The sequence below is a fragment of the Streptomyces sp. SA15 genome (genome assembly GCF_002291145.1).
Classification (GTDB): domain Bacteria; phylum Actinomycetota; class Actinomycetes; order Streptomycetales; family Streptomycetaceae; genus Streptomyces.
Window position 1 is genome coordinate 45,026 of the sequence record NZ_NTGE01000216.1, and the last position, 24,216, is coordinate 69,241.

The 24,216-nt window shown below is 67.9% G+C and carries 19 protein-coding genes; 8 read left to right on the plus strand and 11 right to left on the minus strand.

Features of this window, described 5'->3' with window-relative positions; translation table 11 throughout:
* Window positions 1–148: 148 nt before the first annotated feature.
* The 5 genes from CLM62_RS46680 to CLM62_RS46700 form a co-directional block, all read right to left on the minus strand.
* Entirely contained in the window at window positions 149–1,093 is a 945-nt protein-coding gene (locus CLM62_RS46680; RefSeq protein ID WP_095755988.1) for an anti-sigma factor, read from the minus strand.
* Window positions 1,090–1,815: an RNA polymerase sigma factor SigM gene (gene sigM / locus CLM62_RS46685; protein ID WP_095755989.1), complete on the minus strand. Its 726-nt coding sequence runs from the start codon at window positions 1,813–1,815 to the stop codon at window positions 1,090–1,092. Before sigM ends, CLM62_RS46680 begins: the two co-directional genes overlap by 4 nt.
* A 25-nt stretch (window positions 1,816–1,840) precedes the next feature.
* The gene (locus CLM62_RS46690) at window positions 1,841–3,562 is read right to left on the minus strand and encodes a protein kinase family protein (protein WP_095755990.1); all 1,722 of its coding nucleotides are present in this window, start codon (window positions 3,560–3,562) and stop codon (window positions 1,841–1,843) included.
* A gap of 120 nt (window positions 3,563–3,682) precedes the next feature.
* Window positions 3,683–5,965 (minus strand): murein biosynthesis integral membrane protein MurJ, encoded by a 2,283-nt coding sequence (gene murJ, locus CLM62_RS46695; RefSeq protein WP_095755991.1) that lies wholly within the window; start codon window positions 5,963–5,965, stop codon window positions 3,683–3,685.
* Between the two features lie 44 nt (window positions 5,966–6,009).
* On the minus strand, window positions 6,010–8,379 hold the full coding sequence (locus tag CLM62_RS46700) for a DUF6049 family protein (RefSeq protein ID WP_095755992.1): 2,370 nt from the start codon (window positions 8,377–8,379) through the stop codon (window positions 6,010–6,012).
* A 268-nt stretch (window positions 8,380–8,647) separates the two neighbouring features.
* Between CLM62_RS46700 and CLM62_RS46705 the strand changes: the two genes are divergently transcribed.
* Entirely contained in the window at window positions 8,648–10,114 is a 1,467-nt protein-coding gene (locus CLM62_RS46705; protein WP_095755993.1) for a CCA tRNA nucleotidyltransferase, read from the plus strand.
* Window positions 10,115–10,216: 102 nt separating this feature from the next.
* Here CLM62_RS46705 and CLM62_RS46710 read toward each other — a convergent pair whose 3' ends face one another.
* The 3 genes from CLM62_RS46710 to CLM62_RS46720 all read right to left on the minus strand — a co-directional run bounded on the left by CLM62_RS46710 (window position 10,217) and on the right by CLM62_RS46720 (window position 13,375).
* On the minus strand, window positions 10,217–11,485 hold the full coding sequence (locus CLM62_RS46710; RefSeq protein ID WP_095755994.1) for an MFS transporter: 1,269 nt from the start codon (window positions 11,483–11,485) through the stop codon (window positions 10,217–10,219).
* A 79-nt stretch (window positions 11,486–11,564) separates the two neighbouring features.
* Window positions 11,565–12,647 carry an inositol-3-phosphate synthase gene (locus CLM62_RS46715; protein WP_095755995.1) on the minus strand — a complete coding sequence of 361 codons (1,083 nt, stop codon included), beginning with the start codon at window positions 12,645–12,647 and terminating at the stop codon, window positions 11,565–11,567.
* A 44-nt stretch (window positions 12,648–12,691) separates the two neighbouring features.
* Window positions 12,692–13,375 carry a PadR family transcriptional regulator gene (locus tag CLM62_RS46720; RefSeq protein ID WP_095755996.1) on the minus strand — a complete coding sequence of 228 codons (684 nt, stop codon included), beginning with the start codon at window positions 13,373–13,375 and terminating at the stop codon, window positions 12,692–12,694.
* 373 nt (window positions 13,376–13,748) lie between these two features.
* On the opposite strand from CLM62_RS46720, the gene CLM62_RS46725 reads away from it, so the two are divergent.
* The 4 genes from CLM62_RS46725 (at window position 13,749) to CLM62_RS46740 (ending at window position 19,873) form a co-directional block, all read left to right on the plus strand.
* Entirely contained in the window at window positions 13,749–16,445 is a 2,697-nt protein-coding gene (locus CLM62_RS46725; RefSeq protein WP_179382509.1) for a transglycosylase domain-containing protein, read from the plus strand.
* Window positions 16,446–16,836: 391 nt separating this feature from the next.
* Window positions 16,837–17,217 carry a hypothetical protein gene (locus CLM62_RS46730; RefSeq protein WP_095755997.1) on the plus strand — a complete coding sequence of 127 codons (381 nt, stop codon included), beginning with the start codon at window positions 16,837–16,839 and terminating at the stop codon, window positions 17,215–17,217.
* Window positions 17,218–17,419: 202 nt separating this feature from the next.
* Window positions 17,420–17,665, plus strand: a complete 246-nt coding sequence (locus tag CLM62_RS46735) for a hypothetical protein (protein ID WP_143659285.1) — start codon at window positions 17,420–17,422, stop codon at window positions 17,663–17,665.
* 708 nt (window positions 17,666–18,373) lie between these two features.
* Window positions 18,374–19,873 carry a glycosyltransferase family 87 protein gene (locus tag CLM62_RS46740; RefSeq protein ID WP_373559256.1) on the plus strand — a complete coding sequence of 500 codons (1,500 nt, stop codon included), beginning with the start codon at window positions 18,374–18,376 and terminating at the stop codon, window positions 19,871–19,873.
* A gap of 83 nt (window positions 19,874–19,956) precedes the next feature.
* Here the strand turns inward: CLM62_RS46740 and CLM62_RS46745 are convergent, their stop codons facing one another.
* The 3 genes from CLM62_RS46745 to CLM62_RS46755 all read right to left on the minus strand — a co-directional run bounded on the left by CLM62_RS46745 (window position 19,957) and on the right by CLM62_RS46755 (window position 22,678).
* Window positions 19,957–20,988, minus strand: a complete 1,032-nt coding sequence (locus tag CLM62_RS46745; RefSeq protein WP_095756000.1) for an alanine racemase — start codon at window positions 20,986–20,988, stop codon at window positions 19,957–19,959.
* A gap of 74 nt (window positions 20,989–21,062) precedes the next feature.
* Window positions 21,063–22,184, minus strand: coding sequence for a peptidoglycan bridge formation glycyltransferase FemX (gene femX, locus CLM62_RS46750; protein ID WP_095756001.1), 1,122 nt, complete (start codon window positions 22,182–22,184; stop codon window positions 21,063–21,065).
* Between the two features lie 179 nt (window positions 22,185–22,363).
* Complete coding sequence (locus CLM62_RS46755) at window positions 22,364–22,678, minus strand: hypothetical protein (protein ID WP_095756002.1); 315 nt, start codon at window positions 22,676–22,678, stop codon at window positions 22,364–22,366.
* A 264-nt stretch (window positions 22,679–22,942) separates the two neighbouring features.
* Between CLM62_RS46755 and rpsF the strand changes: the two genes are divergently transcribed.
* From rpsF to rpsR, 3 genes are all read left to right on the plus strand, one after another.
* Window positions 22,943–23,233: a 30S ribosomal protein S6 gene (gene rpsF, locus CLM62_RS46760; protein WP_005482942.1), complete on the plus strand. Its 291-nt coding sequence runs from the start codon at window positions 22,943–22,945 to the stop codon at window positions 23,231–23,233.
* A gap of 77 nt (window positions 23,234–23,310) precedes the next feature.
* Window positions 23,311–23,904: a single-stranded DNA-binding protein gene (locus tag CLM62_RS46765; RefSeq protein ID WP_095756003.1), complete on the plus strand. Its 594-nt coding sequence runs from the start codon at window positions 23,311–23,313 to the stop codon at window positions 23,902–23,904.
* A 57-nt stretch (window positions 23,905–23,961) separates the two neighbouring features.
* The gene (rpsR, locus tag CLM62_RS46770) at window positions 23,962–24,198 is read left to right on the plus strand and encodes a 30S ribosomal protein S18 (protein ID WP_003949403.1); all 237 of its coding nucleotides are present in this window, start codon (window positions 23,962–23,964) and stop codon (window positions 24,196–24,198) included.
* Window positions 24,199–24,216 lie beyond the last annotated feature (18 nt).

Below are 24,216 nucleotides of genomic sequence, written 5' to 3' on the forward strand. Positions count from 1 at the left end.
GACTGCGTCGTCGGACCGGGGGGAGCCCTTTCAGGACTCTCACCCCACCCAACGGATCCTAAGGGGCGCGCATTCCCGCTGTGTCCGGGCACACGGAGACGCGACTCAGTACGGGACACCACGTGGGACAAAGACGAAGCGTGCGCGCTCAGGGCTGCGTGTAGGACTTCTTCAGCAGAACCTTGGCCGTACCGGCCGACGGGTCGGCCACGCAGGTCCTATCCATGATGTACGCCGTGACCCGCGTGCCGTCGGGCGCGTCGGGGAGCACGACGAGCATGGCATCCGTCCCCTTGTAGGTCCCTTGCTCGGTCGCCAGGGCCGAGTCGCTGCGGCCGATGCCCTTCTGGACGCAGTCGGGGACGGTGGCGTCCTGCAGGATCTTGGGCCCGTCGCTGCCGGGAAGGGACTCCGTGCCCAGGGTGTGCGGAGTGCGGGATCCGCTTGATCCGCTCTCCGAGCTCTTGCTCTTGGCGAGGAGATCGGCGACCTGCGTCTTCAGCTTGTCCTCGGAGAAGGTATCCGCAGCGGTGGGCCGTGCCTCGGAGTCGGGCGGCTGGCCGTCGTTCAGCGAGGACAGCAGCACGGAACCGAATCCCAGGGCTGCGACCGTGAACACGGTGCCCAGGACGGCCACTCGTCGCCTGGTGCCCTTCCTGCGCTCCTTGCGGCCAGGACCGGTGGTCGAGGTGCGGGCGTGCCTTGAGGGACGGTCCGCTGTCGTCGATGTTTCACGTGAAACATGCGCGCTGTCGCCCGGTTCCGTGTCGGACGAGTCGGACAGGGACCGGACCGTGGCGCCGACGGGCGCCTGCGCATCCACGGCATCGGGCGCCGTGGCGTGCAGCAGGGCTTCCGCGGCGAGGGCGGCATCGATGCGGCCCGCGACGTCGGCGGGCATGCGTGACGGACCCGGCAGCGCCCCGAGCAGTCCCCGGATTTCCTCCAGCGACGCGTGGACGTCCGCGCAGAGCTCGCACTCGTCGAGATGCCGTCGTACGTCCGCGGTTCGCGACGGCGGGAGCAGGCCCTCGGTGAGGTCGGAGATCTCCGCGACGTCCGGGTGCCCGGCCGTGTCAGTCGTGGATGTCACGCTCGCCCACCTCCGCCCTTCACTGCAGCTGAATCGCTTGGTCCCGTATCCGCCGGACCCGCTGGACGCGGCTCCGCTGCGGGTGGGACGGATGTCCCCTGCGTCCGGTTCCGCCCCGCGTCCGCTTCTCTGCCGTCACCGGCATTTTCCGGCCGCAGATGGGTGAGGAGGGGCAGGAGTCTGGCCCGGCCGCGGGCACAGCGGCTCTTCACCGTCCCGGTCGGCACATCGAGCACGCGGGCGGCTTCCGCCACCGGGTAGCCCTGCATGTCCACCAGGACGAGAGCGGCCCGCTGGTCGGGCGGCAGCGTGCCGAGCGCCTCCAGAAGCTGGCGGTGGAGGTCGTTGCGCTCCGCGGGCGCCGAGGCGGACTCGTGCGGCTCCAGCAGCTGCTCCAGGCGTTCGGTGTCGTCGACCGGCGACGTCTTGCGGGAGGCCGTCTTGCGGGCCCGGTCGAGGCAGGCGTTCACCGTGATCCGGTGCAGCCACGTTGTGACGGCCGACTGGCCGCGGAAGGTGTGGGCGGCCCGGTACGCCGAGACGAGGGCGTCCTGGACGGCGTCAGCGGCTTCCTCCCGGTCCCCCAGCGTCCGCAGGGCGACGGCCCAGAGCCGGTCGCGGTGCCGCCGCACGAGCTCACCGAAGGCTTCGGGGTCGCCCTCTACATGGCGGGCCAGGAGGTCCTGATCGCTCGTGTCGCCGTACGCGCTGCCATCTGCCATCGGACCCCCTCCCCTTGGTGATTGCTCAGCCTGTGAACTTCACGTCAGTGATGGCCTGCTTGTAGCCGGCATCGCTGTACGTACTCGGGTCATCGCCCGAGTACGGCACAGCAGTCAGCCATACGAGCACGTATCGCGTCTTCACTGACTTGGTGGCCTTCACCTTGGCGGTCGCACCACTCGTCGTGACGGTGCCGATCTCCTGCATCGAGTCCAGCGAGGACGGCGTCAGCGAGTCGGAAGCGTACAGCTTGGCCGTCGTGTGATCACCGGAGTAGCGCAGACCGATGGTCGCGGCGGATACCTCCTGCGCCGAGCCCAGGTCATAGACGATGCCCACGCCCGGCTTGTACGGAGCGAGGGCCGGACCCTCCACGAACGTGCTGGTCTTCCAGTACGTCGAGCTGTTGCCGTCGTACGTCTTGCCGACGTCCCGCGGGTGCTGGGCGTCGCCTTTGGCGACATACTCCTGGGCGCCCTTGATGCTGAGGGTCTTGACCGGCTTGGGGGCCGCGGTGTTCTTGTCGTTCCCGTCTGTCGTCTGTGTGTTACCGGTGTCGTCCGACTTGTTGCCCTGCTCCATGAGCGCGTCCGCCAGCTGCCAGCTGCCGAGACCCAGCGCGGCGATGAGGAGGCCGGAGACGGCCCACTTCAACGCCTTGCCGGTGCGGCTCTGGAGCGGGGGCGGCGGGGGCGGTACCGGCCGGGTGGCGCCTGGATGCTGCGCCCCTCGGCCGTAGGTGCCCTGCTGGTACGTCGTGCGCTGGTAGTCGGGCGGGGCGGTGAACGCCGGCTCCGGTGGGCGGATGCGGGGCATCTCGGCGATCGCCTTCACCAGTTCCTCGGGCGTGGTGCACGGGGACTCGTGGCGGGAGGCGGTCGCGCCGTCGTTGGCGAGCGCGCGCATGGTGAGCTCGGACAGCCCTCGGTGGACGCCGGCGCGCACCTGGTCGGGGGCGATGAGGCCGACGTCCTTGGGCAGGCCGGACAGACCATAGGCGTCGCTCTCGTACGGCCAGCGCTGGGTGAGCGCCGCGTACAGCAGGGCGCCGATCGCCTCGGTGTCCGTGCGCTGCGGGGTGTCGGAGCCGATGCCGCGCAGCGCCGCGTTCACGGCGAGGCCGCGGATGCGCCACTGGCCGGTCGAGGTGCGCAGGACGGCGTTGGGGTTCAGCCTCAGATGCGCGAGGCCCTCGCGGTGTGCGGCGGCCATGGCGGAGGAGATCTGGCTGACCATCTGGTAGGCGTCGTACACCTCCAGCGGGCCGGAGGCCAGCAGCGTGGACAGTTCGGTGGCGTCGGGCAGCCACTCGTGGACGACGTAGACGAGGTCGTTCTCCTCGACGGCGTCCAGGACCTGGACGAAGCGGGGGTCGCCGAGCAGCGCGGAGGAGCGGGCCGCGGCCAGCACGGAACGGGCCCGTGAGTGGTCCGCGGGCAGGATGTGGACGCCGACGGCGCGACGGAGTTTCTCGTCCACGGCACGCCAACTGCTGAATCCGTCCAGACGGGTGACGCACTCCTCGAGGCGGTAGCGTCTGGCCAGCTTGTGGCCGCTGTGCAGTTCGGGTGGTGAGGCCTTTCCGGGACCCTCGGTCCCGCCACTCCCCTGTGCCTCGACGTCTTCCGTGTCCCGCTCCCGGTTCTTGGCCACCCCGTCGGCCGTGGACTGGTCCGCCTTGGCGGTCAGCGGCTCGTCGCCGCTGTTGTCTGCCACGTCGACGGCAGCCGTGCTCCGTTCCGCCACCGTCGTTCCCTGCCTCCCCATCCGTTGCGCGCCGTGCGACGCCGAAACCAATTGTGCCCACAGTCCGCCGCTATGCACGACACACAGTGGCGGACGATGGTTGTGCGCGTACCCCCGTCCTCAGCGCCCCAGGCGCCCGCGGACCATGCCGACCAGTGAATTCAGCTCCTCGATGCGCATACGTCGGGCGGCGACGAAGAAGACCCCGAGCAGGACCGCCCCGCCGGCGATCAGGGCGGCGAAGGAGCCGACGACACCCTGGCCGAGCGAGTGCCCGACGCCGTAGACGGCGGCCCCGCTGAGCAGGGCCGCCGGTACCGAGGCGATGCAGAGCCTGGCGTACGTCCGCAGGACGCGGTTGCCGTCCAGGTCGCCGCCCAGCCGCTTGCGCAGCCGGTTCCAGGCGACGCCGACACCGATCGCGTAGGCGAGGCCGTACGAGGCGGACATGCCGACCACGGCCCAGCGGGCCGGGAGTACGAAGTAACAGGCGGCGGAGGCCGCGGCGTTGACGGCTGCCACGATGACCGTGTTGTAGAAGGGGGTGCGGGTGTCCTCGTACGCGTAGAAGGCGCGCAGGACGACGTACTGCACGGAGTACGGGATCAGGCCGAGGCCGAAAGCCATCAGCATGAACCCCATGTTCGTAGCCGCGCTGGTGCCCGAGGAACCGAAGATCAGCGTGCACATCGGGATACCGAGCGACAGGAAGCCGAAGGCGATGGGCACGATCGCGACGGCCGTCGTCCTGAGGCCCTGGGAGATGTCGTCGCGGATGGCGCCGGCGTCGCCCTCGGCCGCCGAGCGCGAGATGCGCGGCAGCAGGGCGGCCATCAGGGAGACGGTGATGATGGCCTGCGGCAGGCCCCAGATCAGCTGGGCGTTGGCGTAGGCGGCGAAGCCGGTGCCGTCGACGGGGGAGGCCTTGCCGGAGGCGGTGGACAGCTGGGTGACGACGAGCGCGCCGGCCTGGTTGGCCAGGACGAACAGGACGGTCCACTTGGCGAGCGTCACGGCCTTGCCCAGGCCGTGGCCCTTCCAGTCGAAGCGCAGCCGCATCCGGAACCCGGTCTCGCGGAGGTAAGGGATCATCGCCAGGGCCTGTACGACGAGGCCGAGCAGTATGCCGATACCGAGGAGACGCTGACCCTCCGGCGGAATGTTGGTGACCTCCATGCCGGAGTCCGCCGCGGTGCCGTACACCCAGAGGAACATGCCGAGCGTCACGATGATGACGATGTTGTTCAGGACCGGGGTCCACATCATCGCCCCGAACTTCCCGCGGGCGTTGAGGATCTGACCCATGACCACATGGATGCCCATGAAGAAGATCGAGGGCAGGAAGTAACGGGTGAAGGTGACGGCGACCTCGTTGGCCGCGGGGTTGTTGGCGACCGGGTTCGCCAGCATGCGGACCAGGAGCGGCGCGGCGAACATCGCGAGTCCGGTGAGGGCTGCCAGGGCCACCATCACGAGGGTCAGCAGGCGGTTGGCGTACGCCTCGCCGCCGTCCTCGTCCTCCTTCATGGAGCGCACGAGCTGCGGCACGAAGACGGAGTTGAGGCCGCCGCCGACGGTCAGGATGTAGATCATCGTCGGCAACTGGTACGCGACCTGGAAGGAGTCGCCGAGGAAGCCGAGGCCCAGTGCCGACACGATCAGCGCGGAGCGGATGAAGCCGGTGAGGCGGGAGACCATCGTGCCTGCCGCCATCACGGCGCTCGACTTCAGCAGACCCGTGGCCCGCCCGCCCTTCTTCGCGGCAGGCGCAGGCGCAGGCGCAGGTGCGGGCGCCGGTGCGGCGGCTTCGGCAGCGGAGGGCGGTGTCGAACCCGGGTACTGGCCTCCGCCAGGCGGTGTCGCCGCCGGGTACTGGTTCGCGTGCGGTGCCGGGGACGGGTTGGGCACGGACGGGGGGTCGTAGTTCGGGTGCCCACTGCCCTGCTGCTGGTCCCGGAAGAGGTGCGCGAAGGCGTCCGGTTCGTGGCGCTCTTCGCCGGCCTGGGTCACGAGGTCGTCGACGCCCACGAACTGGGTGGTGCGCGGGTCGTCACCGTACGGCAGGTACTGGGTCGGGCCCTCCGGCTCGGGCGCCGGGGTCTGCGCCCACACGCGCGGGTCGGGGGCGTACGGCGACTGGGGTGGCTGGGCGTAGAGCGGCTGCTGCGGCTGGTACGTGCCCGGGGGCGGCGGTGGGTGGGCGGAACGGTCGTAGAGCGCCTCGGCTACCGGGTCCTGGGTGTAGAGGTCCTGCGCCCGGTAGGGGTCCTGGTCGTAGGCGTCCTGGAGGTACATGTCCGCGGGAGGCTGCGGCGGCACCTGGCCGGGCTCGGGCGGCGGGCCTTCGGGGTGGCCCGAGCTGCCCGCGGCCTGGCCACGGTCACCGTCGTACGGCGCGTTCATGGTTACCCCACCTCATCGTCCCGGGCCCACCGGCCACGACATCCTCAACGGTCCACTCTCTCACCCGTGCCGGACGGGTCGTTGCTTTCCGCTGCGGTGTCCGCTGTCGGGTCACTCGGCTGCTCCGGGCCGTCTGCCCCGGGTCGCGTGCCGGACTCCTCCTTGAGACGGTCTTCGGGGCTGTCCAGGTTCTCCGGGCCGCTTGCGGCCTCGCCCGCCTCGTCGACGTCCTCCTCCTCGACTTCACGGGCGGCCGCGCGCTTGCGCTGCGTGTACATCCGGAAGCCGGCGAGGACGAGTAGCAGGACACCGCCGCCGATGACCAGCATCACGGTGGCCGTGAACTCGGTGACCTTCACGTCGAAGGCGACGGGAGCGCCGTAGGCCTGGCCGTCCTCCGTGTACAACTGGGCGACCACGGTCGCCCGGCCGTTGGCGTTGGCCGTCGTGGGGAACTTCACCGTCTGGCTGCGGCTGCCGGAGACCTCGACCGACTGCTCGGTGTAGGCCTCGCCGCCGATTTCGAGTCGCTTCGGGCTCAGCGAGGTGAGCCGCAGCACAAGGTGGTCCACGCCCTGCACCAGATTGTTCTGCACGGTCACCGGGATGGTGGCACTGCGTCCGGAGAGCTTGGTCTCCGACTTCTCGATCAGCTTGACCTGGTCGCTCAGCTCGTCGAGGTACCCCTCGACGTCACCGCGGAAGCCTGTCGCCTCGGTGGCGCGACCGCGCCACGACGTGGACATCTCGCGGTTCATGGCCCGCCCGAAGGGGGTCACCACCCGGGACTCGTCGCTGAGGACCACCTTGAAGTTGTCCAGCTTCTCCTGCGTGGTGGCGATCTGCGCGAACGCCGACCGCGGCAGCTCCTGCTTACGCAGCGAGGAGGGGTACGCGGACCTCGACGGCACCTTCGTGGTGGCTGCCGGGTCCGGCTTGGCGGTGGCGGCCGCCGTGAGCTCCTGGGACTCGGACCAGTCGCCGCTCTGGAGGGCCGTCAGCGCCTCGGCCATCGCCTGGGCCTGGCCTGCTGTCGGCATGCGCTGCGGGGCGACGACGATGCTGCGCTGCTTGTTCGTCTGGAGGTTCAGGGCGAGGCTCTGGGCCAGGAACCGCTGTACGGCGAGAGTGGAGGCGGAGGCCTTCGTCAGGTCGCCCTGGAACGCCGTCGACAGCCGCGCGTCCGCGACGACCGCCGTGGTGCCGCCGCCGATGGGACGGGCCGCGGAGGGCGTGTACGGCAGACTGCCCGTCTCCTGGAGGCTGTCGCTGCGTGCGATCACCTTGTCGGCGCCGGCGGAGGTGGCCACCTTGACGATCGACGGGTCGACGGCGCCGTCCACGGGCCAGGCGAAGTCGGTGACCGGTTGCACGTGGAGGATGGGCTCCACCGTGTTGGCAACGACATCGGTGGCCTCCTTGAGGTGGCTCAGCGAGCCGGTGACGCTCGTGCCGTTGTGGGCGAGGGAGGCGAGATCCGGGTCGGCGAAGGGCAGGGCGACGACCTCCTTGTCCTCCACCGCTTTCTGCAACTCGGCGAGCCACTGCTTGGCGACGGTCTGATAGGTGCCGGCCCTGGTGGTGTCGCCCGTCTTGACCTGGTACGGGCGCGTCATCGCGTCCACGGAGGCCAGCAGGTCCGGGTCGATCACCCAGGTGAGGTCGAGGTTCTTGCCCAGCGACAACATCTGGTCGAGGCGGCCGCCCGGGGCGATCTCCTTGGCCAGGTCGTCGTTGAGGAAAACCGGCGTCTGCTGCTCGTTCGATCCCGTCTCCGCCGTCATGTGGACGGCGGAGATCAGGGGCCACAGATACGTCGTCTTGGTCTTCGTGTCGGCCTTGTCCGACTGCCACGGCAGGAACGTCCGCTGGATGCCGAGCACCTGCTCCCACGGCTGTGCGGACGTCTCGCCGGAGAGCGAGACGGCGAACTGATAGACCCCGCTGTCGCCGAGGTCCAGCTCGTCGACCGGCACCGAGAGCGAGAAGTGCTCGGCGACGCCCGGGGTCAGCCTGGAGAACTTCTCGACGTACTTGCCGCCGATCTCGGACCGGGTGATGCCCTGAGTATCGCTGCTGTCCTTGGCTGTGCGGTCGATCGCCGAGCGGGTGGTCAGTTCGGGGCCCACCCGCAGGCCGACGTGGGCGTCCGTGACGGTCTGCTTGCCGTTGTTCGTGACCGTGCCGGACACGGTCAGCGTGTCCCCGTCCGTCGGGGCGCTGGGGCTGAGCGTGTCGAGGGCTACGGACACCGTGCCCGAGCCGGAGGCCTCGGCGGCGTCCGCCGACGGGGCGGCGGGCAACTGGGACAGTCCGGCCAGGAGGGGCAGGCCCGCGAGCAGTGCTCCGGTGCGCCGCAGCCAGCGGCGGGCAGGTGAGGCACTCGTCCCCTGGAAGTCTGCCGCCTCGGCCACGCGCTCGCCCGTCCCTTGTCGTCGTCAGTGGTCGTCGGAATGTGCGTCCACGCATGGTAACGATGCGCGCCGAGGGGAAGTGCCGCGGACTGCTGCACAAGATCGGAGCAAGATCAGAGGACTCTGCCGTGCTGTCCCTAATGTGCACGTATAAAGGGGACCGCTGCCGTGCGTCTCACGGGCCGACCCCGTGCAGGCCAGGGTGGAGAGTCTGTGCACGTTTAATGGAGGAGCTCGCGGTCGTCCGGGCCACGTACCCTCTTCTGTTGTGCCGAACGCCAACGAAGACAACGCCAGTGCCCTCAGTCAGGTGCAGCAGCGCGCGGTGGGTGAGCTGCTGCGGGTCGCCCCTGTCGCCGACGACCTCGCCCGCCGCTTCCAGGAGGCCGGGTTCTCACTTGCCCTGGTCGGCGGCTCGGTCCGGGACGCGCTGCTGGGTCGGCTCGGCAACGATCTGGACTTCACTACCGACGCCCGCCCCGAGGACGTACTGAAGATCGTGCGGCCGTGGGCGGACGCCTTGTGGGAGGTCGGGATCGCCTTCGGCACTGTTGGGGCCCAGAAAGACGCCCGCGTCGCAGACGCTGATCGACGCTTTCAGGTGGAGGTCACCACCTACCGGTCGGAGGCGTACGACCGGACCTCACGCAAGCCCGAGGTGTCCTACGGCGACTCCATCGAGGAGGACCTCGTCCGGCGTGACTTCACTGTGAACGCGATGGCCGTCGCGCTGCCGGAGAAGGTGTTCATCGACCCCCACGGCGGGCTCGACGACCTCACGGCGCGTGTCCTGCGTACCCCAGGCACTCCCGAGGAGTCCTTCTCGGACGATCCGCTGCGGATGATGCGTGCCGCGCGCTTCGCGGCCCAGCTCGACTTCGAGGTGGCTCCGGAGGTCGTCACGGCCATGAAGGAAATGGCTGGGCGCATCGAGATCGTTTCGGCCGAGCGGGTGCGGGACGAGCTCAACAAGCTGATCCTGTCCGCGCATCCACGTAAGGGTCTGGCGCTACTGGTCGACACCGGGCTCGCCGACCATGTGTTGCCCGAGCTGCCGGCTCTGCGTCTGGAGAGCGACGAGCACCACCGGCACAAGGACGTCTACGAACACACGCTGATCGTCCTGGAGCAGGCGATGGCGCTGGAGGAGGACGGTCCCGACCTGACCCTGCGCCTGGCCGCGCTGCTGCACGACATCGGCAAGCCCCGCACGCGCCGCTTCGAGAAGGACGGGCGGGTCTCGTTCCACCACCACGAAGTGGTCGGGGCGAAGATGACCAAGAAGCGGATGACGGCACTGAAGTACTCCAACGAACTGGTGAAGGACGTCTCGCGCCTCGTTGAACTCCACCTGCGCTTCCACGGGTACGGCACCGGGGAGTGGACCGATTCCGCGGTCCGCCGCTATGTCCGGGACGCCGGTCCCCTGCTCGACCGCCTCCACAAGCTGACACGCTCGGACTGCACGACGCGGAACAAGCGCAAGGCGGCCGCGCTCTCGCGGGCGTACAACGGTCTTGAGGAGCGGATCGCTCAGCTCCAGGAGCAGGAGGAGCTGGACGCGATTCGCCCGGATCTGGATGGCAACCAGATCATGGAGATCCTGGGTGTTCCTCCGGGCCCGGCGGTCGGGCGTGCGTACAAGTTCTTGATGGAGCTGCGCCTGGAGAACGGACCGATGGGTGAGGCCGCCGCAACGAAGGCCCTCAAGGAGTGGTGGGCCGAGCAGAGCTGAAGGCGTGAAACGGGGTCATGTTTCACGTGAAACATGAACCCCGGTGCGGACGAGGGGCGATGTTTCACGTGAAACATCGCCCCTCGCGGGTGAGCGTCAGACCTACTCGGCCCGGCGCTCGAAGCGCCCCATGGTCACGGCAACTGCCCCGTAGATAATGGCGATAGTGATCACCAGGGTCGCCGAGCGGCCGTCCGGTGGCAGCATCAGGGCGGCGACCGCGGCGGCGGACACGTAGGCGGTGTTGAACAGTACGTCGTAGACGGAGAAGATCCGGCCGCGGAAGCCGTCGTCCACGGAGGACTGGACGATGGTGTCCGTGGCGATCTTCGCGCCCTGGGTGGTCAGGCCGAGCACGAAGGCCGCGGCGAGCATGGGGGTGGCGGCGAACGGAAGGCCGAGCGTGGGCTCCAGGAGCGCGGCGGCTGCGGCGCACACGACGATCCAGCTGCCGGACCCGAGCCGCACTGCCGCCCAGGGCGTCAGGACGGCCGCCGCGAAGAAGCCGGCCCCTGAGATGCCCAACGCCAGCCCCAGCAGGGCGAGTCCGTCATCGGGGGTCGAGGAGAACTCGTACCGGCAGAGCATCAGCAGCATGACCGTCAGGGCCCCGTAGCAGAACCGCATCAGGCTCATCGCGCCGAGCGCCCAGGCGGCTTCCCGGCGTGAGGGTGAGGCGATATGCCGTACGCCTGCCACCAAGTCACGGGCGGTACCCGCGAGTGCTGCCATGAGCCGGGGCTGCACCAACGCCGGGTCGGGACCGAGCAGCTCCGGCGCCATGCGCAGCGAGGCGAGTGCTCCGCACAGGTACAGCGCGGCCCCCAGCAGCACCACGGCCGCGTCAGAGTCTGCGACCAGGATCCGTACCAGGAAGGCGAGGCCACCACCCGCGGTCGCCGCGAGCGTTCCGGCAGTGGGTGATAGGGAATTGGCGATCACCAGACGCTCCGCGTCCACCACGCGGGGCAGTGCGGCGGACAGGCCAGAGAGAACGAAGCGGTTGACGGCGGTGACGCACAGCGCGGAGACATAGAAAAGCCAGTCGGGGACGTGGCTGACGATCAGGACGGCCGTCACCGACGCCATCACGGCGCGCACCAGGTTGCCGTAGAGGAAGACCTGACGGCGGCGCCAGCGGTCCAGCAGGACGCCGGCGAAGGGGCCCACCAGGGAGTACGGGAGCAGCAGGACAGCCAACGCGGAGGCGATCGCGGTGGCCGAGGTCTGCCTCTCCGGCGAGAAGACGACGTAGGAGGCGAGCGCGACCTGGTAGACACCGTCGGCGCCCTGTGAGAGCAGACGCACGGCGAGGAGGCGTCGGAAGTTCCGGAAGCGGAGCAGGACGCGCAGGTCACGGACGACGGCCATGGGGCACAGCCTCACATACGGGGAGGGCCCCCGGGCGCAATGCCTCGGGGACCCCCAACAGACCGCAGCGCCGCCTTGCTCAGCGCTCGACCTCGCCGCTGATGAACTTCTCGACGTTCTCGCGGGCCTCATCGTCGAAGTACTGGACCGGCGGGGACTTCATGAAGTACGACGACGCCGACAGGATCGGACCCCCGATCCCGCGGTCCTTGGCAATCTTCGCGGCACGCAGGGCGTCGATGATGACACCGGCCGAGTTCGGGGAGTCCCAGACCTCCAGCTTGTACTCCAGGTTCAGCGGGACGTCACCGAACGCTCGGCCCTCCAGGCGGACGTACGCCCACTTGCGGTCGTCGAGCCAGGCCACGTAGTCGGACGGGCCGATGTGGACGTTGTCCGCGCCCATGTCGCGGTCGCGGATCTGGGAGGTGACGGCCTGCGTCTTGGAGATCTTCTTGGACTCCAGGCGCTCGCGCTCGAGCATGTTCTTGAAGTCCATGTTGCCGCCGACGTTCAGCTGCATCGTGCGGTCCAGGACGACGCCCCGGTCCTCGAACAGCTTCGCCATGACGCGGTGCGTGATGGTGGCGCCGACCTGGGACTTGATGTCGTCGCCGACGATCGGGACGCCCGCCTCGGTGAACTTGTCCGCCCACTCCTTGGTGCCGGCGATGAAGACCGGGAGGGCGTTGACGAACGCCACCTTGGCATCGATGGCGCACTGGGCGTAGAACTTCGCCGCGTCCTCGGACCCGACGGGCAGATAACAGACGAGGACGTCGACCTGCTTGTCCTTGAGGACCTGGACGACGTCGACCGGCTCCTCGGCGGACTCCTCGATGGTCTGGCGGTAGTACTTGCCGAGGCCGTCGAGGGTGTGGCCACGCTGGACCTTCACGCCGGTGGACGGAACGTCGCAGATCTTGATGGTGTTGTTCTCGCTGGCACCGATGGCGTCCGCGAGGTCGAGGCCGACCTTCTTCGCGTCGACGTCGAACGCGGCGACGAACTCGACGTCACGGACGTGATAGTCGCCGAACTTGACGTGCATCAGGCCGGGGACCTTGGACGCCGGGTCGGCGTCCTTGTAGTACTCGACTCCCTGCACCAGCGAGGCGGCGCAGTTGCCCACGCCGACGATGGCTACGCGAACCGAACCCATTCCGGTTGCTCCCTGTGTGTACGAGTGAGGCCCTGAGTGGGCGCTCACGTGGCGGTGTCGTCGGGCGTATCCGTCCCAGGGGTGTCCCCGGGACGGGGCAGGCCGCCCGACGCTCCAGATGTGGTGTCCTGCTGAGCGGACCCCCCGGAGGCGGGGCCCTGAAGGTCCCGTCCGGCCCGCTCGCTCTCGATGAGCTCGTTCAGCCAGCGCACTTCGCGCTCCACGGACTCCATCCCGTGGCGCTGGAGCTCAAGCGTGTAGTCGTCGAGGCGCTCCCGGGTGCGCGCCAGCGAGGCGCGCATCTTCTCCAGGCGCTCCTCCAACCGGCTGCGGCGGCCTTCGAGCACGCGCATGCGCACGTCACGCGATGTCTGCCCGAAGAAGGCGAAGCGGGCGGCGAAGTGCTCGTCCTCGTACGCGTCGGGGCCCGTCTGCGAGAGCAGCTCCTCGAAGTGCTCCTTACCTTCCGCCGTCAACCGATAGACGATCTTGGCGCGACGCCCTGCGAGTGGTGCGGCGAGGGCGTCCTCGGAGGTGTTTCCCGGCTCTTCGATCAACCAGCCGTTGGCGACCAGCGTCTTGAGGCAGGGGTACAGGGTGCCGTAGCTGAACGCACGGAACACACCCAGTGACGTATTGAGTCGTTTGCGCAGCTCATAGCCGTGCATCGGGGACTCGCGGAGCAGGCCGAGTACGGCGAACTCGAGGATCCCGGAACGCCGGCTCATTGTCGCCTCCTCTCTGCCGCGGACGGTTGTGACGGTCTTTATGTCGCGCCGATGTATCGACTCGATACATCACGACGATAGAACGACCTTCCGGATGCGACAAGAGGGAGGGTGGTGAACGGGATCACATCACCGATTCTTGGGAAGCAAGTTGCCTGATTTGGGGTGAACTTCAGGGCTAGGCAGGTTTTGACGGTGCGTAGTCTGTGCGCCATGACCACCACCGGGAACCGAGTGACGCCTGAGGACGTCCTCGTCCTTGGTGTAGTACGGGTGAATGCGGAACCCACCGCATCCGTACTTCGGGGGGACCGGAAACCAGCCGCCGTTTCCAGGCGCGCAAAGGTGCGCCTGCCCGAGGAGTAGTCGTTCGATGAGCGAGCACCGTCGCAAACCGCCGCAGCCGCAGGGAGGCGGACGTGCCGCGGCCCGACGCGGCCAGTCCGGCTCGTCCTCCGGCCGCCGCGCGGCACCGCGAGGCGCCACCGGGTCTCCTTCCGACTCCTATGGGACCAGTTCCCCTGGGTCGGGTTCCTACGATCCGGGAGGCGAGGAGCGTCCGTACGGCGGCCGTGCCGAGGCCCGCCGGGCGGCACAGAGAAGCAGTGGCGGCCGACGCAGAGCGGCCGAACCAGCCGGCCATGCCGGCCGGCGTGCCGTCCCGGGCGGTCCCGGGCGGGGCCGGGGACGTGCGGCCGTCTCCGACCGGAAGCGGATCGTCGACTATCCGCGGGCGGGCAGGTACGGCGCGGCGCGCTGGGTGCCGTCCTGGAAACTGGTCACGGGTCTGTTCATCGGCTTCATCGGAAGTCTGGTCGCGGTCGCGGGTGTCGGGTTCGCACTCGTGAGCGTTCCCAACATCGCCCAGACCGCGACGGCGCAGAACAACGTCTTCTATTGGGCGGACGGCAGCGAGATGGTCCGCACAGGCGGTGAGACGAACCGCCAGATCGTCAACCTCTCGCAGATTCCCAAGGACATGCAGTACGCCGTCGTCTCGCAGGAGAACAAGACCTTCTACACCGATAGCGGCATCGACCCCAAGGGCATCGCCCGTGCCGTGTTCAACATGGCCAGTGGTGGCGAGACACAGGGTGGTTCCACCATCACCCAGCAGTACGTGAAGAACGCCAGGCTGGGCGACCAGTCGCAGACGATCAGCCGTAAGTTCAAGGAGATCTTCATCTCGGTCAAGGTGGGGACCACGGTCTCGAAGGACGAGATCATGGCCGGCTACCTGAACTCCGCGTACTACGGACGCGGGGCCTACGGAATCCAGGCGGCCGCGCGTGCCTACTTCAACAAGGACGCCGTCGACCTGGACGCGGGTGAGTGTGCCTTCCTGGCGGCAACGCTCAAGGGCGCCACGTACTACGACCCGGCGGGCTCGACGTCCATCGACCCAGCCGCCACCCCCGAGGCCAACCAGAAGCGGGCCCTGGCACAGATGCAGGACACCCTCGACAAGATGGTCGAGTACGGCCATCTGAGCGCCACGGAGCGGGCCAAGTACACCAAGCTCCCCCAGTGGCAGAACCCGCGCTCCAACACCGCGCTCAGCGGCCAGATCGGCTACCTCGTCGACCTCGCGAGCGCCTCGCTGATCAGGAACAGCGCCGAGACCGGGATCACCGAGGACAAACTGCGGCAGGGCGGCTACTCGATCTATACGACTTTTGAGAAGAAGAAGGTCAACGAACTCGAGAAGGCGGTCCAGAAGGTCCAGAAGGCGAAGATCAAGCCCAAGGAGCGCCCGAAGACGGACACCCACGTCCAGTTCGGCGGTGCTTCCGTGGATCCGGCGACCGGCGCCATCAAGGCCATCTACGGCGGCGAGGACGCGACGAAGCACTTCACCAACAACGCCGACGCGACCGGCGCCCAGGTCGGTTCGACCTTCAAGCCGCTCGTGCTGGCCGCGGCGATGAAGTGGGGTGTACGCGACAAGGATCTCGGACCGAACCAGGCACAGGACGAGCGCACCAAGGTCTCCCCGAAGAGCCTGTACAGCGGCAAGAACGATCTCAAGATCAAGACGTACGACGGGGAGATCTGGAAGAACGAGAAGGACAAGGAGTGGCTCCAGGAGAACGACGGCCAGCAGTCGTACGGCGCTCCGCCGAACTACCGGATCGACCTCCGGGAGGCGATGCGGGAGTCGGTGAACTCCGCCTTCGTGCAGCTCGGCATGGATGTCGGGCTGGACAAGGTGAAGGAGGCGGCCATGGACGCGGGCCTCAAGGAGAACAGCCTCGCCGGCACCAACTATCCGTCGTTCTCCATCGGCATCTCCGACCCCAGCGCGATCCGCATGGCGGGCGCGTACGCCACCTTCGCGGCCAGCGGCAAGCAGCGCGAGCCGTTCTCCGTCACGAAGGTCACGGACAAGGACGGCCCGGTCTACAGCCACGAGGTGCAGACCAGGCAGGCTTTCGAGTCAATCGTCGCCGACAACGTCACGGACGTGCTCAAGACCGTGGTCGAGGACGGCACGGGTACCGCCGCCCAGCTGACTGGACGTGACGTGGCGGGCAAGACCGGTACCACCGACGGCAACAAGTCCGCCTGGTTCGTCGGCTACACACCGCAGCTGGCCACCTCGATCAGCATGTTCCGGCTGGACGACGACGAGACCAAGAAGAACCGCGAGTTCCTGGAGATGTTCGGAACGGGTGGCGAGAAGAAGATCCACGGTGCTTCGTTCCCGGCCCAGATCTGGCACGACTACATGGAACAGGCGCTGAAGGGCGAGCCGGCGGAGGACTTCCCGACCCCGGATCCCATCGGCGAGATCGTCAACGACGTCCCGACCCCGACGCCTGCTCCCACGCCCAGCGAGGAGCCCTCGTCGGCCAGTCCGACGCCGAGCCCGACGCCCAGCGAGCCGACGACCAGTCCGACACCCTCGCCGACCGAGACCTGCTTCGGCTTCCAGTGCCCCCCTCCCGGTGACACCGGCGGAACGGACACCGGCGGCACTGACGGAGGGGTGACGCCCACGCCCACGCCCACAGAGACGGGCGAGACCGGCAACAGCAGAGGCAATGGCAACGGAGGCATCTTCGGGTAGGCAGGGCGACAGCTCGCGACCGAGGTGACCCAGTTGCTCTGAGTGAGGCCGACCCCGCAATCCGGGGCTCGGCCTCACTGCGCGTATGTGGACAGCGGGGTGGTTTGGGACGTGCTGACCGCTGTGGGCATGGCCGGCGCCGGCCGTCGTCTGTCCTACGGCCGCGCGGCGTCGCAACTCGCAGTAACGGTCGAGTCTTTGCCGTTCTGCACGAGACCCCCTTGAGTCGTTTGCCTCGCTCAAGATCTGTTGACTTCTCTGTTACTCGATCATAAGTTTCTGTTCGAATGTTGCTCGCTCGTCGACCACAATTGGTCAGCGCCTGCCGCATCTGATGCTGGGGCAGGCAGGTCTTCGAGGCTGGAGCGGGCTTTCTGAAAGGACCTCAACCATGCGTGCGCTGAAGCGCTCTCTCGTTGTGCTGCCCATCGCGGCAACCCTCACGTTGGCGGGCACGGCCGCCCAGGCGTTTGACTGGGGTTCCATCGGTTGGGACGCGGGTGCCAATTCGAACGGATCGCGGACGTACTTCCAGCCTGATGGCGAGCACCTCTACATCCTGGACAACAACAAGGATGGGCACTCGGCCGTCTCGGAGATCGAGTACGGCACTCGTCACATCACCTACTGGAACCCCAACGGGGTCAACACCACGCGCGACGTCAACATGGACATCGCCGAGGGCACGCATGTTCGCTACAACGCCTGCTACGGCGAGTACAGCGGCTACAAGATCCTTGGGTGCGGCTACTGGGTGGGCGGCACGGCCTGAACCGACTTCGCGGCGGTGCGGGCTAGGTGGGGGTCCGCACCACATTAGTACGCCCGCCCGAAGAATATGAAGGATGCGCCTGTTGAACCGCAGAGCCGCCCATAGAGCACTGTACGGCGCGCTGTTCACTGCGTGCCTCGCCGCAGCGGCCGGTTGCGGCGAGGCCACAGGAGGAGAGCCTGCAGAGGCTACCGTCCCTGCCATGAGCCCGATGGCTCCGCTGCCCAGTCAAGTGGGCAAGAGTCTGCCCGATGCGATCGACGGGGCGGTGAGAGCGCGTTACGGCTACGCCCTCAGCGAGGCGAACGGGAAGGGCCAGCTCGAGCGCGTCACCCCGCAGCAGTGGAAGGTCTGTTTCCAGAAACCCGGACCGCTCAGTGATTCAGTGATCTTCGGCGTGGTCCGCGCGCAGGAGACGTGCCCGAACCGCTGGATCGACAAGCTCTAGGACTACAAGCCGTCGGCTGACTACGCATGGCCGACTACGCATGGCCGACTACGCATGGCCGACTACGCATGGCCAACCCCTGCTTGCAGGCCGAACCGGGGTCGACACGGATCAGTGGATCGACAACGTGTGCGTGACCAGCGCCGAGGAGATCGCGGTCGTCGTCTAAGCTGGACCGACTTCTCAGAAGAGAACCCACTGGCCGTGAGCTGTGCGCCCGACCACATCAGAATGTTTTCCGTATCGAGCAGGCTGTAGCCGATGATGAAAGCGCCGGGTTCCATGCTGGACCTGCGCGGCGTGACCCCATCGTGTTCCGCGAGAATCGATTACAGATCATCGTGGAGCGAGAATCCGATTGCGTCCTCCAGCTTGGATATTTCAGCATCGGATACTCCTGGCGTTCCGCCGGAGCCAGTCCTCGAATCGCTGCCACAGTTCCTGGAAGTTGTGGGTTCCGTCAGGTGCAGGGTGATTCATTCGATCTCCTGTCACTCTACTGCCGGGATATTCAAGGGTGCACGGCTTCATACTGGGGAAGCCGGCTGGGCAGGGGGCCACCGCGTCGGCGTCAGTGGCTGAGCTGCCCCGAGATTCGTAGAGATCCCGAACAGGCTTGGGCACCGGGACGGCGGTCTCAGCAGCGCAGCCGGCGTCGTCGGACGTAGAGCTGGGGGAGTCTCAGGGACGTACGGCAGGATGGGCGGCATGCCCAGCGCAGAATCGACGCAAGCGAGCGTGCACGGACCAGACCCGGTGCGGCCGACCAAGGACGACGCGGTGGCCGCGAGTGGCAGCGAACTGATCGGTGGCCCGATCGGACGGCGTGCCCTGCTGGGGACGTCCTGGTGGACTCCCGTCCGGGTGATCGCGCTGGTGGCGATCGGCATGTTCGCCCTCGGCCTGGTCCAGAAGGCGCCCTGCTACAACGGCGCCTGGTTCTTCGGTGCCAGCTCGCAGTACACGCACGCGTGCTACTCGGACATCCCGCACCTCTACCAGGGGCGAGGCTTCGCCGACGGGCTCGTGCCGTACTTCGACAAGCTCCCCGGCGACATGCAGTACCTCGAGTACCCGGTGTTGACCGGTGTCTTCATGGAGGTCGCCTCCTGGCTCACGCCCGGCAGCGGGAGCATTCAGGACCAGGAGCAGTGGTACTGGATGGTCAACGCCGGGATGCTGATGGTGTGCGTCGCCGTCATCGCCGTGTCTGTGACCCGGACGCACGCCCGGCGTCCTTGGGACGGCCTGCTGGTCGCCCTGGCGCCTGCGGCCGCCCTGACTGCCACCATCAACTGGGACCTGCTGGCGGTCGCTCTGACGGCCGCCGCGATGCTGATGTGGTCGCGGGGCCGCTCCCTCGCCTTCGGTGTCCTGCTGGGGCTCGCCACGGCCGCCAAGCTCTATCCCTTCCTGCTGCTCGGCCCGCTGCTCGTGCTGTGCTGGCGCGCGGGCAAGTGGCGGGAGTACGGGATGGCTCTGGTGGGCGCGGCCGTCGCCTGGCTGGTGGTGAATCTGCCGGTGATGCTGTTCGCCTTCGACGGCTGGTCGAAGTTCTACACGTTCAGCCAGGAACGGGGCGTCGACTTCGGGTCGTTCTGGCTGATCTGGACCCAGAACTCGAGCAACCCGCCCAGCACCGACACCGTCAACACGATGGCCACGCTGTTGATGCTGCTGTGCTGCGCGGGCATCGCGGCGCTCACCCTGGCCGCCCCGCGCCGTCCGCGTTTCGCCCAGCTCGCCTTCCTGATCGTCGCGGCGTTCATCCTGACCAACAAGGTCTACTCGCCGCAGTACGTCCTCTGGCTGGTTCCGCTGGCCGCGCTGGCCCGGCCGAAGTGGCGTGACTTCCTGATCTGGCAGGCGTGCGAGGTGGCGTACTTCCTGGGGATCTGGATGTACCTCGCGTACACGACCAGCGGAGACGCCCACAAGGGCCTGCCGACCGACGGGTACCACTGGGCCATCGCCCTGCATCTGCTGGGCACGCTGTACCTGTGCGTCCTGGTCGTGCGCGACATCCTCATGCCGGAGCGGGACGTCGTGCGCCGGGCAGGTGATGACGACCCCTCGGGCGGGGTGCTCGACCGCGCTGAGGACGTCTTCGTTGTCGGCCCTGCCGCTCATCCACCGCGGCACGGCGCTCACTTCGACGGGCCCCAAGTGGAATGGGGCAGTCGGGACTCGGACGGCCGTTCGCTCTGAGCGAACAGGGGTTGCCCAGGCGCCCAGGCGAAAGGCCGTACACGGAACTTCCGTGTACGGCCTTTCGCCTGTCTCTACGATGCTCAGCGGTCGACGAGCCGGTCGAACTGTGTGGTGGTGTGCCGCAGATGAGCCACCAGCTCCTCGCCGACCTTCGGCTCCGGGGCGTCGGCCGGCACGAACAGGATCGAGACCTGCATGTGCGGGGGCTCGGCGAACCAGCGCTGCTTGCCGCCCCAGACGAACGGAGAAAGGTTCCGGTTGACTGTGGCGAGGCCGGCCCGGGCGACGCCCTTGGCGCGCGGCATGACGCCGTGCAGGGCCTTGGGAGCTTCCAGGCCCACTCCGTGCGAAGTACCGCCCGCCACGACCACCAGGAAGCCGTCGGAGGCCGCTTTCTGCTGCCGGTAGCCGAAGCGGTCCCCCTTGGAGACGCGTGTGACGTCCAGGACCGCGCCGCGGTACTCGGTGGCCTCGTGGTCACCCAGCCACAGCCGCGTGCCGATGCGGGCGCGGAAGCGGGTCTGCGGGAACTGCTGTTGCAGCCGGGCGAGATCCTCGGCCTTGAGGTGGCTGACGAACATCGTGTGCAGCGGCAGACGGGCCGCGCGCAGCCGGTCCATCCAGCCGATGACCTCCTCGACGGCGTCCGAGCCGTCGGTCCGGTCCAGCGGCAGGTGGATCGCGAAGCCTTCCAGGCGGACGTTCTCGATGGCCGCGTGCAGTTGGGGCAGGTCCTTCTCGCTGATGCCGTGCCGCTTCATAGAGGACATCACCTCGATGACCACTCTGGCTCCCACGAGGCCGTAGACACCGTCGATCGACGACACCGAGCGGATGACCCGGTCGGGCAGCGGCACTGGCTCCTCGCCACGTCGGTACGGCGTCAGGACCAGCAGGTCACCGCCGAACCAGTCCTTGATCCGAGCGGCCTCGTACGTCGTGCCCACGGCGAGGACGTCCGAGCCGAGCCGCGTGGCTTCCTCCGCGAGCCGCTCGTGTCCGAAGCCGTAGCCGTTGCCCTTGCAGACCGGGACCAGGCCCGGGAACTGCTCCTGCACGTGCTTGTGGTGCGCCCGCCAGCGCGCGGTGTCGACGTAGAGCGTGAGCGCCATGGCCGGACCTGGAACCTTTCTCGTGGCTGCGGTGTATCAGAGGTATGGAAGCTATCGAAGCAAACGGCTGGAGCTCAGCGGCGCGACATGTAGATGTCGAGCGCCTTGTGGAGCAGCTTGTTCAGCGGGAAGTCCCACTCACCGAGGTACTCGGCGGCCTGGCCGCCCGTGCCCACCTTGAACTGGATCAGGCCGAAGAGGTGATCGGTCTCGTCCAGAGAGTCGGAGATGCCTCGCAGGTCGTAGACGGTGGCGCCGAGTGCGTAGGCGTCGCGCAGCATCCGCCACTGCATCGCGTTCGAGGGCCGGACCTCGCGGCCGATGTTGTCGGAGGCGCCGTAGGAGTACCAGACGTGGCCGCCGACGATGAGCATCGTCGCCGCCGACAGATTCACGCCGTTGTGACGGGCGAAGTACAGCCGCATGCGGTTGGGGTCCTCGGTGTTGAGGGCCGTCCACATGCGCTGGAAGTACGACAGCGGGCGGGGCCGGAAGTGGTCACGCACGGCCGTGATCTCGTACAGCCGCTGCCATTCCTCGAGGTCGTGGTAGCCACCCTGGACGACCTCGACGCCGGCCTTCTCGGCCTTCTTGATGTTGCGGCGCCACAGCTGGTTGAAGTTCTTGTGGACCTCTTCCAGGGAACGATTGGCCAGCGGCACCTGGAAGACGTAGCGCGGCTGTACGTCGCCGAAGCCGGCGCCCCCGTCCTCGCCCTGCTGCCAGCCCATCCGGCGCAGCTTGTCGGCGACCTCGAAGGCACGCGGCTCGATGAAGTCGGCCTCGATGTCGCGCAGCCGCTTCACGTCCGGGTTCTGGATGCCCTGTTTGATGGACCCGGCCTCCCAGCGCCGGATGATCACTGGCGGGCCCATCTTCACGGAGAAGGCGCCCTGCTGCTTGAGGTGCGCGAGCATCGGTTCCAGCCAGTCGGTGAGATTCGGCGCGAACCAGTTGATGACCGGGCCCTCGGGGAGATAGGCGAGGTAGCGCTTGATCTTGGGCAGCTGCCGGTAGAGGACGAGGCCCGCACCGACCATCTCGCCGGTGCGGTCGTCGAACCAGCCGAGGCTCTCGGAGCGCCACTCCGCCTTGACGTCCGCCCAGGCCGGAACCTGCATGTGGCTCGCCGACGGCAGGCTCTGGACGTACGCCAGATGCTGCTCGCGACTGATCGTCCTCAGGGTCAGGCTCATTCGGGGCGCTCCTCGGGCTGGTGTGTCCCCATGGGTACAGGGGCTCCGGCTCTGGTGCGGAAGCCTACTGCGCCTTGCGAGCGCCCCGACTGGGCGTACGGAACCTTGGCCCCGGCCTGTTGGCCGCCGAGGCATTCCGTAGTGCGTTATGGGGTGTTCGGTGAACGGTGTCCGTGGCGTCAGCCGACGACCCCACCGAAGAGACCGCCGTGCGCCATGCCGAGGAAGAAACCGACTCCTGCGGCGCCCAGGCCCAGGATCAGGCCGAAGCGTTCGCGGGTCGTCTCCGAGATCCACAGGCCGTACGCCCCGGTGACGAGGCCGACCAAGCCGGTCCAGGAGCTGAGCAGGTGCAGGTCGTGGAACATCGCCGTGACGAAAGACGTGATGCCCAGCACCAGGGTCACCGCGAGCAGCGTGTCCTGGAGCGGATGGGGCTTGCCGTCCGTGGCGAACAGCCCTCCGACGGTATTGGGTCGCATTGCTTGTGCCATAGGGCACCTCCTGCGAAAGGCGGCGCATCGTAGCGCCATACACACCCGATGTGTACAGATTGACGGTCCCCGAGGCCGGATTTCAACCGCAAGCGGGTATGCGGGTACTCTGTACCGTCTGCACCGGTGTCTGCCCACGTCACGACAGCGACTTCCACGCGGGAGCCTCAATTGTCAGTGGCGGCCGATACCGTTGCGTACGCATCACAACCCTCCTGCCACGGAACGACCGTGGCCGCTGAGTCCAAAGGAGGTGGGTTCCACATGCGTCACTACGAGGTGATGGTCATCCTCGACCCCGATCTGGAGGAGCGCGCCGTCGCGCCTCTGATCGAGAACTTCCTCTCCGTCGTCCGTGAGGGCAACGGCAAGGTCGAGAAGGTCGACACCTGGGGCCGTCGTCGTCTCTCGTACGAGATCAAGAAGAAGCCCGAGGGCATCTACTCGGTCATCGACCTGCAGGCCGAGCCTGCGGTCGTCAAGGAGCTCGACCGCCAGATGAACCTGAACGAGTCGGTCCTCCGGACCAAGGTCCTCCGCCCCGAGACCCACTGAGCTCTCCCGCTCAGCTGATCCCGGGATTCGAGTAGCAGCACCAGCAGCCAGCAGCAAACCCGCCGAGAGGTTCCCCCATGGCAGGCGAGACCGTCATCACGGTCGTCGGCAATCTTGTCGACGACCCCGAGCTGCGCTTCACCCCGTCCGGTGCGGCGGTCGCGAAGTTCCGTGTCGCGTCCACCCCCCGCACCTTCGACCGCCAGACGAACGAGTGGAAGGACGGCGAGAGCCTGTTCCTGACCTGCTCGGTCTGGCGTCAGGCGGCGGAGAACGTCGCCGAGTCGCTCCAGCGAGGCATGCGCGTCATCGTGCAGGGCCGGCTGAAGCAGCGGTCCTACGAGGACCGTGAGGGCGTCAAGCGCACGGTCTACGAGCTGGACGTCGAGGAAGTCGGCGCCAGCCTGCGCAATGCCACGGCCAAGGTCACCAAGACCACCGGCCGCGGTGGCCAGGGCGGTTACGGCGGCGGCGGTGGCGGCGGCCAGGGTGGCGGCAGCTGGGGTGGTGGCCCCGGCGGCGGTCAGCAGGGCGGCGGTGCTCCCGCCGACGACCCGTGGGCGACCGGCGCTCCCGCCGGTGGCAACCAGGGCGGCGGTGGCGGCGGCTGGGGCGGAAGCTCCGGCGGCGGTCAGCAGGGCGGCGGCTACTCGGACGAGCCCCCCTTCTAGGCCTTAGGGCCGAGGGTGGGCCGTACCCACACTTCTTGATCACACAGGAGATACACCATGGCGAAGCCGCCTGTGCGCAAGCCGAAGAAGAAGGTCTGCGCTTTCTGCAAGGACAAGGTCACGTACGTGGACTACAAGGACACGAACATGCTGCGGAAGTTCATTTCCGACCGCGGCAAGATCCGTGCCCGCCGCGTGACCGGCAACTGCACGCAGCACCAGCGTGACGTCGCCACGGCCGTCAAGAACAGCCGTGAGATGGCGCTGCTGCCCTACACCTCCACCGCGCGATAAGGGAAGGGTGACCGACAC

Bases quoted from the DNA above. Each gene is read 5' to 3' on its own strand.
- sigM (WP_095755989.1), bottom strand. From the start codon at position 1,815: ATGGCAGATGGCAGCGCGTACGGCGACACGAGCGATCAGGACCTCCTG.
- murJ (WP_095755991.1), bottom strand. From the start codon at position 5,965: ATGAACGCGCCGTACGACGGTGACCGTGGCCAGGCCGCGGGCAGCTCG.
- CLM62_RS46710 (WP_095755994.1), bottom strand. From the start codon at position 11,485: ATGGCCGTCGTCCGTGACCTGCGCGTCCTGCTCCGCTTCCGGAACTTC.
- CLM62_RS46715 (WP_095755995.1), bottom strand. From the start codon at position 12,647: ATGGGTTCGGTTCGCGTAGCCATCGTCGGCGTGGGCAACTGCGCCGCC.
- CLM62_RS46720 (WP_095755996.1), bottom strand. From the start codon at position 13,375: ATGAGCCGGCGTTCCGGGATCCTCGAGTTCGCCGTACTCGGCCTGCTC.
- CLM62_RS46725 (WP_179382509.1), top strand. From the start codon at position 13,749: ATGAGCGAGCACCGTCGCAAACCGCCGCAGCCGCAGGGAGGCGGACGT.
- CLM62_RS46730 (WP_095755997.1), top strand. From the start codon at position 16,837: ATGCGTGCGCTGAAGCGCTCTCTCGTTGTGCTGCCCATCGCGGCAACC.
- CLM62_RS46735 (WP_143659285.1), top strand. From the start codon at position 17,420: ATGAGCCCGATGGCTCCGCTGCCCAGTCAAGTGGGCAAGAGTCTGCCC.
- CLM62_RS46740 (WP_373559256.1), top strand. From the start codon at position 18,374: ATGCCCAGCGCAGAATCGACGCAAGCGAGCGTGCACGGACCAGACCCG.
- CLM62_RS46745 (WP_095756000.1), bottom strand. From the start codon at position 20,988: ATGGCGCTCACGCTCTACGTCGACACCGCGCGCTGGCGGGCGCACCAC.
- femX (WP_095756001.1), bottom strand. From the start codon at position 22,184: ATGAGCCTGACCCTGAGGACGATCAGTCGCGAGCAGCATCTGGCGTAC.
- CLM62_RS46755 (WP_095756002.1), bottom strand. From the start codon at position 22,678: ATGGCACAAGCAATGCGACCCAATACCGTCGGAGGGCTGTTCGCCACG.
- rpsF (WP_005482942.1), top strand. From the start codon at position 22,943: ATGCGTCACTACGAGGTGATGGTCATCCTCGACCCCGATCTGGAGGAG.
- CLM62_RS46765 (WP_095756003.1), top strand. From the start codon at position 23,311: ATGGCAGGCGAGACCGTCATCACGGTCGTCGGCAATCTTGTCGACGAC.
- rpsR (WP_003949403.1), top strand. From the start codon at position 23,962: ATGGCGAAGCCGCCTGTGCGCAAGCCGAAGAAGAAGGTCTGCGCTTTC.